This is a genomic window from Pseudomonas sp. GP01-A4, from assembly GCF_058780865.1.
In genome coordinates this window covers 79,731-94,116 of record NZ_JBYSWF010000020.1, presented here as the reverse complement: position 1 = coordinate 94,116, position 14,386 = coordinate 79,731, and the positions used below count along the sequence as shown (strand labels likewise).

Annotated in this window: 16 protein-coding genes and 1 pseudogene; 7 read left to right on the top strand and 10 right to left on the bottom strand. The window is 61.0% G+C overall.

Annotation, left to right across the window (positions count from 1 at the left end; genetic code table 11):
* Positions 1-98: 98 nt before the first annotated feature.
* From AC3WKX_RS14405 to gntR, 6 genes are all read right to left on the bottom strand, one after another.
* Positions 99-608 carry a hypothetical protein gene (locus tag AC3WKX_RS14405; protein WP_008431614.1) on the bottom strand — a complete coding sequence of 170 codons (510 nt, stop codon included), beginning with the start codon at positions 606-608 and terminating at the stop codon, positions 99-101.
* A 135-nt stretch (positions 609-743) separates the two neighbouring features.
* Positions 744-2,153: an MFS transporter gene (locus AC3WKX_RS14400; RefSeq protein WP_003213083.1), complete on the bottom strand. Its 1,410-nt coding sequence runs from the start codon at positions 2,151-2,153 to the stop codon at positions 744-746.
* Positions 2,154-2,164: 11 nt separating this feature from the next.
* Positions 2,165-2,902 (bottom strand): NAD-dependent epimerase/dehydratase family protein, encoded by a 738-nt coding sequence (locus tag AC3WKX_RS14395; RefSeq protein WP_102369751.1) that lies wholly within the window; start codon positions 2,900-2,902, stop codon positions 2,165-2,167.
* A 16-nt stretch (positions 2,903-2,918) separates the two neighbouring features.
* Positions 2,919-3,551: a glutathione S-transferase family protein gene (locus AC3WKX_RS14390; protein WP_102605213.1), complete on the bottom strand. Its 633-nt coding sequence runs from the start codon at positions 3,549-3,551 to the stop codon at positions 2,919-2,921.
* A 199-nt stretch (positions 3,552-3,750) separates the two neighbouring features.
* Positions 3,751-3,987, bottom strand: coding sequence for a DUF6124 family protein (locus AC3WKX_RS14385; RefSeq protein ID WP_003213089.1), 237 nt, complete (start codon positions 3,985-3,987; stop codon positions 3,751-3,753).
* 337 nt (positions 3,988-4,324) lie between these two features.
* Entirely contained in the window at positions 4,325-5,356 is a 1,032-nt protein-coding gene (gene gntR, locus AC3WKX_RS14380; RefSeq protein ID WP_173883063.1) for an HTH-type transcriptional regulator GntR, read from the bottom strand.
* Between the two features lie 212 nt (positions 5,357-5,568).
* Between gntR and AC3WKX_RS14375 the strand changes: the two genes are divergently transcribed.
* The gene (locus AC3WKX_RS14375; protein WP_008431624.1) at positions 5,569-6,102 is read left to right on the top strand and encodes a gluconokinase; all 534 of its coding nucleotides are present in this window, start codon (positions 5,569-5,571) and stop codon (positions 6,100-6,102) included.
* An 84-nt stretch (positions 6,103-6,186) separates the two neighbouring features.
* A complete protein-coding gene (locus AC3WKX_RS14370) occupies positions 6,187-7,542 on the top strand; it encodes a GntP family permease (RefSeq protein ID WP_003213094.1) in 1,356 nt (451 codons plus the stop codon).
* A gap of 134 nt (positions 7,543-7,676) precedes the next feature.
* On the opposite strand, the gene alaC is transcribed toward AC3WKX_RS14370, so the two are convergent.
* Positions 7,677-8,894, bottom strand: a complete 1,218-nt coding sequence (alaC, locus tag AC3WKX_RS14365) for an alanine transaminase (RefSeq protein ID WP_102605211.1) — start codon at positions 8,892-8,894, stop codon at positions 7,677-7,679.
* Between the two features lie 196 nt (positions 8,895-9,090).
* Here alaC and AC3WKX_RS14360 point away from each other — a divergent pair, with 196 nt between their 5' ends.
* The gene (locus AC3WKX_RS14360) at positions 9,091-9,576 is read left to right on the top strand and encodes a GyrI-like domain-containing protein (RefSeq protein WP_003213098.1); all 486 of its coding nucleotides are present in this window, start codon (positions 9,091-9,093) and stop codon (positions 9,574-9,576) included.
* A gap of 46 nt (positions 9,577-9,622) precedes the next feature.
* On the opposite strand, the gene AC3WKX_RS14355 is transcribed toward AC3WKX_RS14360, so the two are convergent.
* Both AC3WKX_RS14355 and AC3WKX_RS14350 read right to left on the bottom strand, forming a co-directional pair.
* The gene (locus AC3WKX_RS14355) at positions 9,623-10,228 is read right to left on the bottom strand and encodes a pyridoxamine 5'-phosphate oxidase family protein (RefSeq protein WP_063027754.1); all 606 of its coding nucleotides are present in this window, start codon (positions 10,226-10,228) and stop codon (positions 9,623-9,625) included.
* A 20-nt stretch (positions 10,229-10,248) separates the two neighbouring features.
* Positions 10,249-10,733 (bottom strand): annotated as a pseudogene (locus AC3WKX_RS14350) (GNAT family N-acetyltransferase).
* Positions 10,734-10,879: 146 nt separating this feature from the next.
* On the opposite strand from AC3WKX_RS14350, the gene AC3WKX_RS14345 reads away from it, so the two are divergent.
* The 4 genes from AC3WKX_RS14345 to AC3WKX_RS14330 are packed head-to-tail and all read left to right on the top strand — an operon-like array spanning position 10,880 to position 13,412.
* Complete coding sequence (locus tag AC3WKX_RS14345; protein ID WP_003213104.1) at positions 10,880-11,299, top strand: YybH family protein; 420 nt, start codon at positions 10,880-10,882, stop codon at positions 11,297-11,299.
* Positions 11,300-11,341: 42 nt separating this feature from the next.
* Positions 11,342-11,686: a YciI family protein gene (locus tag AC3WKX_RS14340; protein WP_003213107.1), complete on the top strand. Its 345-nt coding sequence runs from the start codon at positions 11,342-11,344 to the stop codon at positions 11,684-11,686.
* A gap of 29 nt (positions 11,687-11,715) precedes the next feature.
* Positions 11,716-12,198 (top strand): SRPBCC family protein, encoded by a 483-nt coding sequence (locus tag AC3WKX_RS14335; protein WP_003213108.1) that lies wholly within the window; start codon positions 11,716-11,718, stop codon positions 12,196-12,198.
* 2 nt (positions 12,199-12,200) lie between these two features.
* Positions 12,201-13,412, top strand: coding sequence for an RNA polymerase sigma factor (locus AC3WKX_RS14330; protein ID WP_102370297.1), 1,212 nt, complete (start codon positions 12,201-12,203; stop codon positions 13,410-13,412).
* A gap of 138 nt (positions 13,413-13,550) precedes the next feature.
* On the opposite strand, the gene AC3WKX_RS14325 is transcribed toward AC3WKX_RS14330, so the two are convergent.
* The gene (locus tag AC3WKX_RS14325; RefSeq protein WP_008431641.1) at positions 13,551-14,276 is read right to left on the bottom strand and encodes an SDR family oxidoreductase; all 726 of its coding nucleotides are present in this window, start codon (positions 14,274-14,276) and stop codon (positions 13,551-13,553) included.
* Positions 14,277-14,386: the final 110 nt, after the last annotated feature.

The window sequence follows — 14,386 nt, the reverse complement described above, 5'->3', positions numbered from 1 at the left end:
GGCTTGCTCGCGAATGCGGTGTGTCAGTCAGCACATGGATTGACTGACACACCGCATTCGCGAGCAAGCCCGCTCCCACATTTGGTTTGTGGTGTGGCTTAGATCGCAGCCAGGGTCTCTTTCACGTTCTGCGCCTGCGGGTCAGCGGTCTTCGCCGCTACCTGCTGCGCCTGCTGCTCCTTCAGGCGTTCTGCAACTTCCTTGGAAATAGCATCCTGCTTGTCCTGAGGCATGTTCTTCACATCATCCTCGGTCAAACCCTGTTCCTTGAGCAGTTGCTCGCGGATGCGCTCAGCCGGGCTTTTCTTCATGTAGTCGGTGAAGTCACTGCGGGCCGACGTGGTGGAGTCAGTCTTGGCCGTATCGGTGGTCGAGGCGGTTGCGGTGGTGGCTTGCAACTGCACACGGGTCTTGGCGAAGGCGGCATTGATGTTGTCGGCAGTGGCGTCGGCCGCTGCCTGTGTGGTCGATACAGTGGTAGTGCCCTGTTGCACGTTTTGCGCAGCACCGCTGTACAGCGCGCTGGCCGCGGCGTTGGCCGGGTCCATGTCTGCGCGCTTGATGCGTTGGATCGTCGACTGAGCCTGGGGGTTGTTGTTGATCAGCATGATCAGGACACCTGTGGATGTGGGCGGTGCCACAGGTGGAGCAATTAGCGTGCCCAGTGGTATGGCCCCGTGTTTACGGGGCTTTGGGCCGCTACCGTCGGCAAGCGTTGGCGTGCCGCCGGCCATTGTTTGCCGCTAGTGGGCAATGTTCTCCAGCGCCAGGTTGCGGGTGCGCGGGCCGAACCAACTGATGGTGATCATCACGATCAACATGCTGCTGGCGATAAACGCCAACACGCCGGGCGTGCCGAGGTGTTCGAGGATCACGCCGATCAACAGGCTGCTGAACACCGTCGACAACCGGCTGAACGAATAGCAGAAACCCACCGCCCGGGCGCGGATGTTGGTGGGGAACAGTTCGCTCTGGTAGGAGTGATAACTGAAACTCAGCCAGGCGTTGCAGAAGGTGATCATCACTCCGCAGATCACCAGGCCCACGGCGGTGGTTTGCAGCGCGAACAAACTGCCGAAGATCACGGCGCCGAGCGCCGAGCCGACAATCTGCCATTTGTTCTCAAACCGGTTCGCCACCTTCACAAACAGCAGCGGCCCCAGCGGGTAGGCGAGGGTGATGATGAAGGCATAGCCCAGGCTGTGAGTGACGCTCACGCCCTGGCCCGAGAGCAGCGCCGGCAGCCAGTTGCCGAAGCCAAAAAAACCGATGGCCTGGAACACATGAAACACAATCAGCATCAACGCCCGGCGCCGGTACGGCGGTTGCCAGATATCGGCGAAGCGCCCTTGGCCCTGCACGCTGACGGCTTGCGGTTCCGGCTCATCGAGTGGCTTGCCGTGGTCTTTCCGGCAGCGCGCTTCGAGGCTGTCCATGATCTGCCCGGCTTCGTCGAAACGGCCTTTTTGTGCGAGCCAGCGCGGCGATTCCGGCAGGCGCTTGCGCAGTTGCCAGATAAACAGCGCAAACACCGCACTGCTCACCACTACCCAGCGCCAGCCGGAAATCCCGAACGGTGCCTGGGGTACCAGCCACCACGACATCAACGCCACCGCCGGCACCGACAGGAACTGGATGAAAAACGCAAAGGCAAACGCCGAGCTGCGCATGCGCTTGGGCACCAGTTCCGAGAGGTAGGCGTCGATGGTCACCAGCTCGATGCCCAAACCAATGCCCACCAGGAAGCGCATGCAGATGATGCCCAGGGCGGAGGTCTGGATACCCATCAACACGGTGGCGACGGTGTACCAGATCAACGCAAAGGTGAAGATCGCCCGGCGCCCGTAGCGGTCGGCAATCGGGCTGAGCAGGCTGGCGCCGAGGAACAGGCCGAGAAAGGTCGCCGAGGCAAAGGCCGCCTGGTCGGAGAAGCCGAATACGCCCTGGCTGCCGGTGTGGAAAATTCCGTCACTGATCAGGCCGGGGCTGATATAGGCAGTCTGGAACAAGTCATACAGCTCGAAAAAGCCGCCAATCGACAGCAGCGCCACCAGGCGCCAGACGGTGGCGACGGCGGGCAACCGATCAATGCGCGCGCTGATGTGCGCGGCGCGGATCGGGTCGATACCGTCTGCAAGAGAGGGTGAAGACATGGGCAGAAGACTCAATAAGTGATCGGGATCTCGAATTCCTGGAACGCATCATCCACCGGTTGGTAACCCAGCACACGGGTTGTTTCGCTGAGGTCCAGGCGTTTGAAACGGTTATTGGAAATGCCATGGGCGATCAGGTGTTTCACCCCGATGGTTTCCACCGAGCGTTGCAGCAGTTGCACGGCGTCGCGGGGGCTGAGCCAGGCGCTGAGGTCGCGGGCGTTGTTCAGGTCGTGGGTTTCGGGGAATTCAAACGCACCGATGCGCAGGGCGATGGTGGAGAGCGGGGTTTTGGCCGCGTAAAAACCGCACAGGGCTTCGCCGTAGCATTTGCTCACGCCGTACAGGTTGGCGGGCAATACAGGCATGCCCGGCGTGATCTGCCGGTCTACCGGGTAGCCTTCGATGGTCTGGGCGCTGCTGGCGAACACCAGGCGCTTCACACCTGCGGCCACGGCGGCTTCGAACAGGTAGGTGGTGGCCAGGATATTGTTGGGCAACAACTCGTCGAAGGTCGCGCTGGCGTGGGGGATGCCCGACAGGTGCACGATCACGTCAATCCCGTCGAGCAGGGCGGCGAGGGCGGTTTTGTCGCTCAGGTCGGCGGGGATGAAACGGTGTTCGCCGAGGGCGAAATCCGGCTCGATGCGGTCGGTGAGGGTGAAGCGGTAGCGGTCTTTCGAGGCTTGGAAAAACGTCTTGCCGATGCGGCCGCAGGCGCCGGTGAGTAGTACGTTGAGTCCGTTCATTGGGTAGTCCTTGTTTTTAGTTGTGGCCGTCGAGGGCGAAGGTTTTGAAGCCGGGGCGTTGGCTGAGGGTTTCGTAGTAGGCGCTGACCGCCGGGTAGGACGGATGCTCCATGGGCGTCATCCACCAGCGGTGCACCGACAGGCCGATGAGGATGTCGGCGAGTGTGAAGTTGTTACCGGCGACGTAGGCGCCGGTTTTGATCAGTTGCTCTTCAAGCAGGCCCATCTTGTCGTTCCAGTTTTTTACCCCGGCTTTGATGCGTTGCGGGTCCTGGTAGTCCGGGTTCTTGCGTACCAGAGCGTGGAAGGCGTAGCCCCACGACGGGTTGAGTTCGGTGGCTTGCCAGTCCATCCATTGCTCGACCCTCGCACGGGCGACCGGCTCGGTGGGCAACAGGTCGTGGCGTTGGTGCAGGCCCACGAGGTAGCGGCAGATGGTATTGGATTCCCACAGCACGCCGTTGTCGTCGATGATCACCGGGACTTGGGCGTTGGGGTTCAGGGCCAGGAATTCGGGGGACTGGGTGGAGGCGAAGCCGATGCCCCAGTCTTCGCGGTCGTAGGGGATATCCAGTTCCTGGCAGGTCCACAGGACTTTTCGCACGTTGATGGAAGAAGTGCGACCGAGGATTTTCAGCGAATGGCCCATGGTGCTTTCCTGACGAGGGTGAGAAGGCAGGGGGCAATTTAGCAGGGGCCAGAAGGCACGGCGAGGTTGTTAAGTGGGCAGGATCAAAAATGTGGGAGCGGGCTTGCTCGCGAATGCGGTGTATCAGTGATGGAAAGCTCGGCTGACACACCGCATTCGCGAGCAAGCCCGCTCCCACAGTTTGACCGCGTGCGGTCTGTTAGATCAGTGGTGATTCCTGGTCCATCAGCTTGCCCATCAGCAATACGCCCAACTCACTCAACTGGTGAATCGCCAATGCGGTGTCGCGGTCTTTGCCGGTGAGTTCATCAGACAGGTCGAGCAATAACGTGCTGACCGAGGAAAACGTCTCGTAGCTGTTGGCGATCAGGCTTTCGCTGCTGGCGTCGGGGCTGACGGTGAATAAGGCGGGAGGATTTGGAGTTGCTTTGAACATAGTAAGTGCCCGGTATTAGGCCACCCCCATATCGCTACTAAACAATAAAGGAGGCAGCTGCGCGCAGGTTAGTAGACCGGTGGACACTCATAGCCGGCGCACCCGAAGGTGCCCTACGCACAGCCGCCATCAAGCACAGACAAAATCGTCTGACAGATGAAGCTCATGCACTAAGAGTGAACCAGTTCGGGCTACTAAACCCGATCACTGAGAAATTCAGCGACCGGGCAACCTTAGAGAGCCCTACCCAGGCGCACAAGCCGGCGGATTCTGACGTACCTGTAGGTAACGGAGCAAGGCGCTGCCATCAACACCAGCCACTTCCTACAGCTACCGCCTAGGTACTCTCGCGCACCTTCAACTCAAACCCCATGTCCACCACCGGCCGGGCGATCTTGTTGCCGGCCATCACCGTCAGCAAATGCTCTGCCGCGCGCCGGCCAATGGCTTCACGCGGCGTACTGATGCTGCTCAGTCGCGGCACCATGAACGAGGAGGAGGGCAGGTCGTTGAAGCCCAGCACCGAGATCTGGTCCGGCACCTTGATGCCATGGCGCAGCGCTTCCAGCAACGCACCCTGAGCCAGGTCGTCGTTGCCAAAGAAGATCGCGTCCACGTCCGGATGGCTGGCCAGCAGTTGCAGGAACAATTCACCACCCAGGCCCAGCGACGATGGCCGTGGCGTCAGCACTTCGAGTGCCGGGTCGTACAACCCCGCCTGCTGCAACGCCCGGCGAAAGCCTTCACCGCGCAACAACGTGCGCTGGTCCAGTTGCGCGCCAATGTAGGCCAGGCGCTTGCGACCCCGTGAGATCAAATGCGCGGCCGCCGTTTCCCCGGCGTTCAACTGCGAGAATCCTACGCAGTTCAGGCCAGCACTCGGGTCCAGGTCCATCATGTACACACACGGCACATTGCTCGATTCCACCATGCGCCGGGCGCTTTCCGTACGGTCAAACCCGGTCAGCAGCAGCCCCCGTGGCTGGTAGGCCATGTAGTTGCGCAGCAGGTCTTCTTCTTCGTCGCGGGAATAGTGGGTGTTGCCGATCAGCACTTCAAAGCCCTTGGGCCGCAGCACCTGGTGGATGGCTTCCAGGGTTTCGATAAACAGCAGGTTGGACAGCGACGGCACCAACACCACCACCGACTGGCTCTGGGCAGATGCCAGGGCACGGGCGGCCGGGTTGACCACGTAGCTCAGTTCGGCGGCGGCTTTTTGCACTTTTTCCACCAGTTCGGTGGCCACGGTGCTGATGCCGCGCAAGGCCCGGGAGGCGGTAATCGGGCTCACGCCAGCCAGGCGGGCCACTTCATTGAGGGTGGGGCGGCCCGTGGTGCGGGTATTTTTATCGTTCTTGGGAGTCATCAGGCGGCTTGCCAAACAAAAATCGAGGCACTAAGGTAGCGCTGTCTCCAAGACCCTGCAAATTCTTGAACGTCGGGATGCCTGTTCCCGTTCAAACCTTTGGAGCAGATGCACGCGTCACTCCATAAAAATGACAAGACGGCGCGGGAAAAGCCTGTTTTTGCACTAGCCTTACAGCGTGCAAAGGTAGCGCTATCTGCGTCTTGAGGTGTTTCATGAGTCAACCTGTTACTGCCCTCGTGATCATGGGTGTTTCCGGCTGTGGCAAGTCCAGCGTCAGCGAGGCCCTGTGCCTGCTGAACGGCGCCACTGCCATCGAAGGCGACAGCTTTCACCCCGCCGCGAACATCGAGAAGATGAGCGCCGGCCATCCCCTTAACGACGAAGACCGCGCCGGCTGGCTCGACATCCTGTGCGATGAGCTGCGCCGCTCGCTCAAGGCCGGCGAGCATCCGGTGCTCACCTGTTCGGCCCTGAAGAAGAAATACCGCGACCACCTGCGCGAAGCCGCGCCGGGCCTGGGGTTTGTGTTTCTGGAGCTGACCCGCGAAGTCGCCGCCGACCGTGTATCCCATCGCCCCGGCCATTTCATGCCGGCCAGCCTGATCGACAGCCAGTTCGCCACTCTTGAATCGCCGGTGGGCGAGCCGTTGACCCTGGCCCTCAACGCCAGCGTAGACAGCGTCGAGGAACTGGCCGAGCAAACCAATGCCTGGTGGCTCGAACACGGCTTTGAACCAAACAAATAATTTTTTGCCGGACAAGATAGCGCTGTCCGCCTGCACTGAATTTTTTACCGGCTTTAATAACAACAACAAACAGGAGAGACCCCCATGTTTGGCTTGTCCCACGATACCTATCTGCTGCTCGATGCAGTGGTGACCATCATCGGCCTGATCGTGTTGATCACCCGGTTCAAAGTCCACCCGTTCATTGCCCTGATCATCGCCGCAGGCTTTCTCGGCCTGACCTCGGGCATGCCCGTGGACAAGATCATCAAGGCCTTCCAGGACGGCTTCGGCGGGGTGCTCGGCTTTGTCGGGATTATCCTCGCGCTGGGTACGATGCTCGGCAAGATGATGGCCGATTCCGGCGGTGCCGATCAGATCGCGCAAACCCTGGTGCGAGCCTTCGGCAAGGAGAAGGTGCAGTGGGCAATGATGTTCGCCGCGTTCCTGGTGGGCATTCCGCTGTTCTTCGAGATCGGTTTTGTGTTGCTGATCCCGCTGGTGTTTATCGTCGCGCGCCGTACCGGTGTGTCGCTGATCAAGATCGGCATTCCGCTGCTGGCCGGCCTGTCGGCGGTACACGGCCTGGTGCCACCGCACCCGGGCCCGCTGCTGGCGATCGGCGTGTTCGGTGCCGACATCGGCAAGACCATTCTCTACGGCCTGATCGTCGCGCTGCCTACGGCGATCATCGCCGGCCCGCTCTACGGTTCGTTTATCGCCAAGTACATCCCGGGCAACCCGTCCCAGGAACTGGTAGACCAACTGGCCAGTGAGCAACCGGAATCCAAGACCCTGCCGAGCTTCAGCATCACCCTGATCACCGTGCTGTTGCCGGTGTTCCTGATGCTGCTGAAAACCTTCGCCGACGTCGCCCTGCCGGACGGCCACGTGATCCGCAACTGGATGGACATGATCGGTCACCCGATCACCGCCTTGCTGCTGGCTTTGCTGCTGTCGCTGTACACCTTTGGCCGTCGCCAGGGCATCGGCTCCAAGCAAATCCTCAAGCTGCTCGACGCCAGCCTGGCGCCGACGGCTGCGATCATCCTGATCATCGGTGCCGGTGGTGGTTTCAAGCAGATGCTGGTGACCAGCGGCGTAGGTGATGTGATCGGCCATATGGCGGTGACCGCGCAGATCAACCCGATCCTGCTGGCCTGGCTGGTAGCGGCGGTGATTCGTGTGGCTACCGGTTCTGCCACCGTGGCGACCATTACCGGTGCAGGCATTGTGGTGCCGGTGGTGGGGATGATCCCAGGGGTGAACCGCGAGTTGCTGGTATTGGCGACGGGGGCGGGCTCGCTGGTGCTGTCTCACGTCAACGATGCGGGGTTCTGGCTGGTGAAGCAGTACTTCAATATGACCGTAGCCGAGACGTTCAAGACCTGGACGGCGATGGAGACCATCCTGTCGGTGGTGGCGTTGGGCTTTATCATGTTGCTGTCGCTGGTGGTCTAGGCGGTAAGTGATCGTTCCCACGCTCCGCGTGGGAACGCATCCTGTGACGCTCCGCGTCACAAGCGGACGCAGAGCGTCCAAGGCGGCATTCCCACGCAGAGCGTGGGAACGATCATTCCTGCCGTTGGATCGGGTCAGGCGTCAGCTTTCTTGACCAGCCCATCCGCCCGGAACATCGCCCGGATGCCCCGCACCGCCTGGCGAATCCGGTCCTGGTTTTCGATCAGTGCAAAGCGCACGTGGTCGTCACCATACTCACCAAAGCCAATCCCCGGCGACACACACACCTTCGCCTCAAGCAGCAGCTTCTTGGCAAACTCCAGCGAACCCATTGCGGCGTACGCCTCGGGGATCTTTGCCCAGACGTACATCGACGCCTTCGGGTTCTCCACCATCCAGCCCAGCTCATGCAGGCCTTTCACCAGCACGTTACGGCGCTGGCGGTACTGCTCGGCAATGTCTTTCACGCACTGCTGATCGCCTTCCAGCGCCGCAATCGCCGCGACTTGCAGCGGGGTGAAGGTGCCGTAGTCGTGGTAGCTCTTGATCCGCGCCAGGGCGTTGACCAGTTCCGGGTTGCCCACCATGAAACCGATGCGCCAGCCGGCCATGTTGTAGCTCTTGGACAGGGTGAAAAACTCCACCGCGATGTCCTTGGCCCCCGGTACTTGCATGATCGACGGAGCTTTCCAGCCGTCGTAGACGATGTCGGCGTAGGCCAGGTCATGCACCACCAGCACGTCGTACTGCTTGGCCAGGGCGATCACCCGTTCGAAGAAGTCCAGCTCCACGCACTGTGCGGTGGGGTTGGACGGGAAGCCGAGAATCATCATCTTCGGCTTGGGGATCGAGCCACGAATCGCACGTTCCAGTTCAGCGAAGAAGTCCACCCCCGGAATCAGCGGCACCGAACGCACCTGGGCGCCGGCAATCACGGCACCGTAGATGTGAATCGGGTAGCTGGGGTTGGGCACCAGCACCGTGTCGCCCTGGTCCAGGGTGGCCAGCATCAAGTGCGCCAGGCCTTCCTTGGAACCGATGGTCACGATGGCTTCGGTTTCCGGGTCGATGTCCACTTCGTAGCGGTCTTTGTACCAGCGCGAAATCGCCCGGCGCAGCCGCGGAATGCCTTTGGAAGTGGAGTAACCGTGGGTGTCTTCGCGTTGGGCAACGGTGACCATTTTTTCCACGATGTGCGGTGGAGTGGCGCCGTCCGGGTTACCCATGCTCAAGTCGATGATGTCTTCGCCGCGCCGACGCGCAGCCATCTTCAGCTCGGCAGTGATATTGAACACGTAAGGGGGGAGTCGATCTATGCGCGCAAAGCGGCGCGGCGAATGGGGTTCGGCCATTGTTGCCTCGAAATACGTAAGCGCCCGGAACCGTCCGAGCGACGTCGGCCACTGCGGTGGCCTGCGGGGCAGACAATACGGTCGGTGATGGCCAATTGTCCAGATGCTGTGGGAAAAATTTCTGCTTGGAGTGCGACGGGGATATGCCCCTATACTCGACGCGGGTTTGTTCCCTCATAAGAAGGAGACTGTTCAGATGGATCAACAGACAAAACTGCCGTTACAGCCGCGCATGGAAGAGGGCAAGGCCCTGGTGATCGCGGGTGTGCAAGGGCGTTATTCAAAGGCCACGATTGGCGATATTCCCAAGTTGTGGGAGCTGTTCGACAGCTGCTTCAAAGAGATCAAGAAACGCGTCGGCGGCGTGACCTATGGCGTGTGCTACAACGCCAAACACGATGAATTTGACTACCTGGCCGGCGTTGAAGTCCCGGCCAAGGGCGATGTACCGAGCAACTTCCAGTCGATTGAAATCCCGGCCCATCGCTATGCCGTGTTCCCGCATTTTGGCCCGGTGCAGGCGCTGGCGCAGACCTATGAACGCATCATGTTCGAATGGCTGCCGGCCTCCGGGTACAAGGTGGTCGGGGCTGATTTTGAGCGCTACAGCGCCGATTTCGATGTGGGTAAAGGCACGGGCTCCGTGGAAATCTGGATCCCCATCAACGCCGAATCCGCCTGACCGCGCCACCGGCAGGAGCGAGCACGTTCGCTCCTGCAGTGGCCTCTCAATACAGCGTGGCCTTGACCCGCTCCGGCATCTCGCGGTCATAGGCTTCGGCGTCGAACGCCCCATCATTCAAGCGCTTGTGAAACGCCCCGGCGGAGGGCAGTGCCGAGCGATCCAGATGCTTTTCCGGGTTCCAGCAATCGGAGCGCACAAAGGCTTTGGAGCAATGGAAATACGCCGCCTCTACCTGCACCAGAATCACCGAACGGGCCGCTTTGCCATTTACCGCAAAGCTCTCCAGCAACTCAGGCTCGATGGAAATCTGCGCCCGGCCATTGACCCGCAACGTCTCGCCAATGCCCGGGATGATGAACAGCAACGCTATGCGCGGGTCCACCACCAGATTGCGCAGGGTGTCGAGGCGGTTATTCCCCGGCCGATCCGGAATCGCCAACGTGCGCTCGTCGATAATTCGTACAAAACCTGGAACATCGCCACGGGGCGAACCGTCGATGCCGTCCGGGCCGGATGAACTCACCACTACCAAGGGTGACGCGCGGACCATGGCCTGGTAATCCTCGTTGAGAAACGGGATTTCCTTGCGCACGGCCCGTTCGTGGGGCAGGCCGTAGAGGGATTCGAGTTGTTCCAGGGTTGTTAGCATCTTCACCAGCTCCTTATTGTTTAAAACACCCACGCCAACCGGCGCTCATACCCAATCCGCCCCTTATACGCCTCCCCCTGTCCACCCAGCCCTGCTGCAAATACAGCCCCATCGCCGCCACATTATCCGTGTCCACCGACAGCTCCAGCGCCTTGATCTGCGGCCAAACCAGGCGCGCGGCGGCGGGGAGGGCTTGCAGGCAGGCTTTGCCAAACCCCAGGCCTTGCTGATGGCGATCGACTTGCAACGCGTGCAGCGTGGCGCTGTGTTCATCCGCCCAATGGGGCAGGCAGGGTGGGCGTTTGAGCAGCAGGAAGGCCACGGGAATCTCGTCGGCGAGTAACGCAAAGCCTGCCACGCCGGGATTCGGATTGACCAGCAGGGTGTTCAGCGCACAGTAGATATCGCCGGAAAAACCCAGTTGTTCGGGATGCACTTCCAGGGCGTTGAGTTGCTGTTGTTGCAGGGCAGTCAACATCTGATAGGCGACGAGGCGGGTTTCCATCGGCGTAGCATCCGAAATCCTACAAAGAAGCGCGGATTCTAGCGGGTTTGCGGTAGTCGCAATTATTTTTTGCGGGACTGTCGATTGGCCCGGGGCTCAGTCGACTAAGGGGGTCTTCAGTGATTTTTCCCGCAAGGAGTATTGCCATGAGCACCGCAATCAGCAGCTTGATCGAACAATGGAAACAGGCGGTCACCGCCAAGGATGTCGAGAAGATTGTCAGCTTTTACGCCGACGATATCGTCGCGTTCGACGCCGTCAGCGCCCTGCAGTTCAAGGGCAAGGCCGCCTATCAGGCGCACTGGAAGGCGTGCATGGAGTTCTGCCCGGGCCCAGGGGTCTTTGACTTCCATGAGATGCGTATCGTCGCCGGCGATAACAGCGCCTTTGCCCACTGGCTCGCGCACTGTGGCGGCACCGGGCCCGACGGCGTACTCAAGACCTGCTGGATGCGCGTCAGCGCCGGCTACCAGCGCGTTGGCGGCGAGTGGAAAGTGGTGCATGAACATTGGTCGGCACCGTTCGACATGGAAACCGGCGCCGGTCTGTTCGACCTGAAACCTTGAGCGCCGCGAACTATAGTCAGTTGTCCGAAAACGGAGAATCCCATGAAATACCTCTGCCTGATCTATAGCAACGAACAGGTGCTGCACGATTCGCCCGACAGCCCCAAGGACCCGGAATGTTTCGCCTATGGCCAGTCCGTGCAGGCCAGCGGGCGCATGCTCGCCGCCGAACCGCTGGAGTCGGTGAGCACCGCCACCACCGTGCGCATGCGCAACGGCAAGTTGTCGATCACCGACGGGCCGTTTGCCGAAACCAAGGAGCAGCTCGCCGGGTTTTACCTGATCGAAGCCAAGGACCTGAATGAAGCGATCCAGGTGGCCGGTGGCATACCGGCGGCCCGGGTCGGCAGTGTGGAAGTGCGCCCCGTGCGTGAATTGAATCTCTGATCACAACAATAAAACCCAGGAGGTTTCCCATGAGCATTCAACCCAAACCCGCCGAATTTGAACTGTCCATCAGTCGCTTGATCGATGCCCCTCGCAGCCGCGTGTTTCGCGCCTGGACCGAGCCGGCCTTGTTGCAGCAGTGGTGGGGCCCACACGGCATGACCACTCCCGAGTGCGAAATGGACCTTTGGGTGGGTGGGCAATTTCGCACGCTGATGCGCGCGCCGGACGGCAGCGAATACCCGACCCAGGGCGTATTCCTGGAGATTACCGCCCCCAGTCGGCTGGTGTTTACCGACGCCTTCACCCCCGGCTGGATCCCTTCGGGCCAGCCATTCATGACCGCAGAAGTTACCTTTGAAGACGTCGACGGCAAAACCCTCTATACCGCCCGCGCCATGCACTGGAGCGCCGAAACCAAGCAGGCCCACGAAGCCATGGGCTTTCACGAAGGCTGGGGGCAGAGCCTCGACCGGCTGGTGACGCTGGTGACCGAAGGCCTGCGCGATTGACGGTGCAGGCTCGGGTTGAAGCGGTTTATCGCAGCGAATCGCGGCGCATCCTGGCGACCCTGATTCGCTTGCTTGGCGATTTCGACCTGGCTGAAGAAGCCTTGCACGAGGCGTTCTTCGTCGCAGTCGAGCGCTGGGGGCAGGACGGTGTGCCGGATAACCCCCGGGCCTGGCTGGTCTCGACCGGGCGCTTCAAGGCCATCGACCGTTTACGTCGCCAGGCGCGTTTTACCCCGTTGTTGCAGGCGCAAGCTGATGCGCTGGAAGCGGCAGACTGGAGCGTTGAAGACGTGGAAGACGACCGCTTGCGCCTGATCTTCACCTGCTGCCACCCGGCGCTGGCGGCGGATGCCCAGGCGGCGCTGACCTTGCGTGAGATCTGCGACCTCACCACCGAGGAAATCGCCCGGGCGTTTCTCGCCACGCCCACTAGCATCGCCCAGCGCATCGTGCGGGCCAAGGGCAAGATCCGCGAAGCGAAGATCCCCTATCAGGTGCCATCCCTGGCGGAGTTGCCCGAGCGCCTGGACAGTGTGCTGCGGGTGATTTACCTGGTGTTCAACGAAGGCTATTCGGCGTCAATGGGCGCCGACCTGACCCGTGAAGACCTGACCCGCGAAGCGATTCGCCTGGGCCGCTTGCTGATGGAGTTGTTGCCGGAGCCGGAAGTGATGGGCTTGCTGGCGCTGATGTTGCTCCACCAATCCCGGCGCCCGGCACGCACTTCGGCCGGCGGTGAGTTGGTGTTGCTGGATGAGCAGGACCGTTCGCTGTGGGATGCGTCGTTGATTGCTGAAGGATGCGCCCTGGTGGAGAAATCCCTGACCACACGCCGCTTCGGGCCCTACAGCCTGCAGGCAGCGATTGCGGCGGTACACGCTGAAGCCGTGAGCGCCGATGAGACTGATTGGCCGCAGATCGTCGGGCTGTATGACGTGTTGCTTGGAGCGATGCCATCGCCGGTGATCGAGCTGAATCGCGCGGTGGCCGTTGCGATGCGCGATGGAGCGCAGGCCGGTTTGCAATTGGTGGACGGCATTCTGGCGCGGGGGGAGTTGGTGGACTATCACCTGGCGTACTCGGCGCGGGGCGAGTTTTGTCGGCGATTGGGCCGAGTGGAGGACGCGCGGCGGGCGTTTGAACGGGCGCTGGCATTGACCCAGCAAGTGCCCGAAAAGCGCTTTATCGAGCGGCGATTGGCCGAACTCAAATAGTGCAGGCGCCGGAGATCCAAATGTGGGAGCGGGCTTGCTCGCGAATGCGGTGTGTCAGTCAACATTTCAGTGACTGATCCACCGCATTCGCGAGCAAGCCCGCTCCCACATTTGTTCGATGTTGTCTTGATGAATGAGTTACGGCTGCTGACGCGTCGCCGCCAACACGATCTCGCGAATGCACACATGCTGCGGCTGCTGGTAGGCATAGGCAATCGCCGAAGCCACATCATCGGCGCTCAGCACGGTGCCGCCCATGTCCTGTTTCCACGCCTGGTAGCCGGTCTTGATGGCTTCGTCGGTGGTGTGGCTCAGCAGTTCGGTTTCCACCGCGCCCGGCGCAATGGTGATCACGCGCACGTTGTGTGGCGACATTTCTTCCCGCAGGTTTTCCGAAATTCCATGCACGGCGAACTTGGTGCCTACATAGGCGACGTGGTTGGGGAAGGTCTTGCGCCCGGCCACCGAGCTGACGTTGATGATGGTGCCACCCTTGCGCTCGACCATGCTGCCGGCCACCGCATGGATGCCGTTCAGCAGGCCCTTTACGTTGACGTCGAGCATCTGCTCCCACTGTGCCGGGTCCTGTTCGCTGACCGCGCCCAGCAGCATCACGCCGGCATTGTTGATGAGTGCATCGGCCGGGCCGAATTGCGCTTCGGCTTCTTTCACCGCTGCCACCAGCGCAGCGCGATCGGTGATGTCGACACCGCGACTCAAGGTGTTCGGCAACTCCAGCGCATTCAGCCGGTCGATGCGGCGGGCCAGCAGCAACAGCGGGTGGCCGGCGGCCGACAGCAAGCGCGCAGTCGCTTCGCCAATGCCCGAACTGGCACCGGTGATGATGATCAATGGCTTGCTCATGGTGGAACTCCTGAAATAAGAAAAACAAATAACTGAACGTGGAGCGCAGTATATTTAGCCCTCGGCTGGCTGAAAAATGCCTTATTCCTCTGTCTGTCATCGGTATTAAC

Excerpts from the sequence above, each read along its gene's own strand:
- AC3WKX_RS14405 (WP_008431614.1), bottom strand. The coding sequence starts at position 608 with ATGCTGATCAACAACAACCCCCAGGCTCAGTCGACGATCCAACGCATC.
- AC3WKX_RS14385 (WP_003213089.1), bottom strand. The coding sequence starts at position 3,987 with ATGTTCAAAGCAACTCCAAATCCTCCCGCCTTATTCACCGTCAGCCCC.
- AC3WKX_RS14360 (WP_003213098.1), top strand. The coding sequence starts at position 9,091 with ATGGATCAACAGACAAAACTGCCGTTACAGCCGCGCATGGAAGAGGGC.
- AC3WKX_RS14375 (WP_008431624.1), top strand. The coding sequence starts at position 5,569 with ATGAGTCAACCTGTTACTGCCCTCGTGATCATGGGTGTTTCCGGCTGT.
- AC3WKX_RS14370 (WP_003213094.1), top strand. The coding sequence starts at position 6,187 with ATGTTTGGCTTGTCCCACGATACCTATCTGCTGCTCGATGCAGTGGTG.
- AC3WKX_RS14355 (WP_063027754.1), bottom strand. The coding sequence starts at position 10,228 with ATGCTAACAACCCTGGAACAACTCGAATCCCTCTACGGCCTGCCCCAC.
- alaC (WP_102605211.1), bottom strand. The coding sequence starts at position 8,894 with ATGGCCGAACCCCATTCGCCGCGCCGCTTTGCGCGCATAGATCGACTC.
- AC3WKX_RS14395 (WP_102369751.1), bottom strand. The coding sequence starts at position 2,902 with ATGAACGGACTCAACGTACTACTCACCGGCGCCTGCGGCCGCATCGGC.
- AC3WKX_RS14340 (WP_003213107.1), top strand. The coding sequence starts at position 11,342 with ATGAAATACCTCTGCCTGATCTATAGCAACGAACAGGTGCTGCACGAT.
- AC3WKX_RS14400 (WP_003213083.1), bottom strand. The coding sequence starts at position 2,153 with ATGTCTTCACCCTCTCTTGCAGACGGTATCGACCCGATCCGCGCCGCG.
- AC3WKX_RS14345 (WP_003213104.1), top strand. The coding sequence starts at position 10,880 with ATGAGCACCGCAATCAGCAGCTTGATCGAACAATGGAAACAGGCGGTC.
- AC3WKX_RS14325 (WP_008431641.1), bottom strand. The coding sequence starts at position 14,276 with ATGAGCAAGCCATTGATCATCATCACCGGTGCCAGTTCGGGCATTGGC.
- AC3WKX_RS14390 (WP_102605213.1), bottom strand. The coding sequence starts at position 3,551 with ATGGGCCATTCGCTGAAAATCCTCGGTCGCACTTCTTCCATCAACGTG.
- AC3WKX_RS14335 (WP_003213108.1), top strand. The coding sequence starts at position 11,716 with ATGAGCATTCAACCCAAACCCGCCGAATTTGAACTGTCCATCAGTCGC.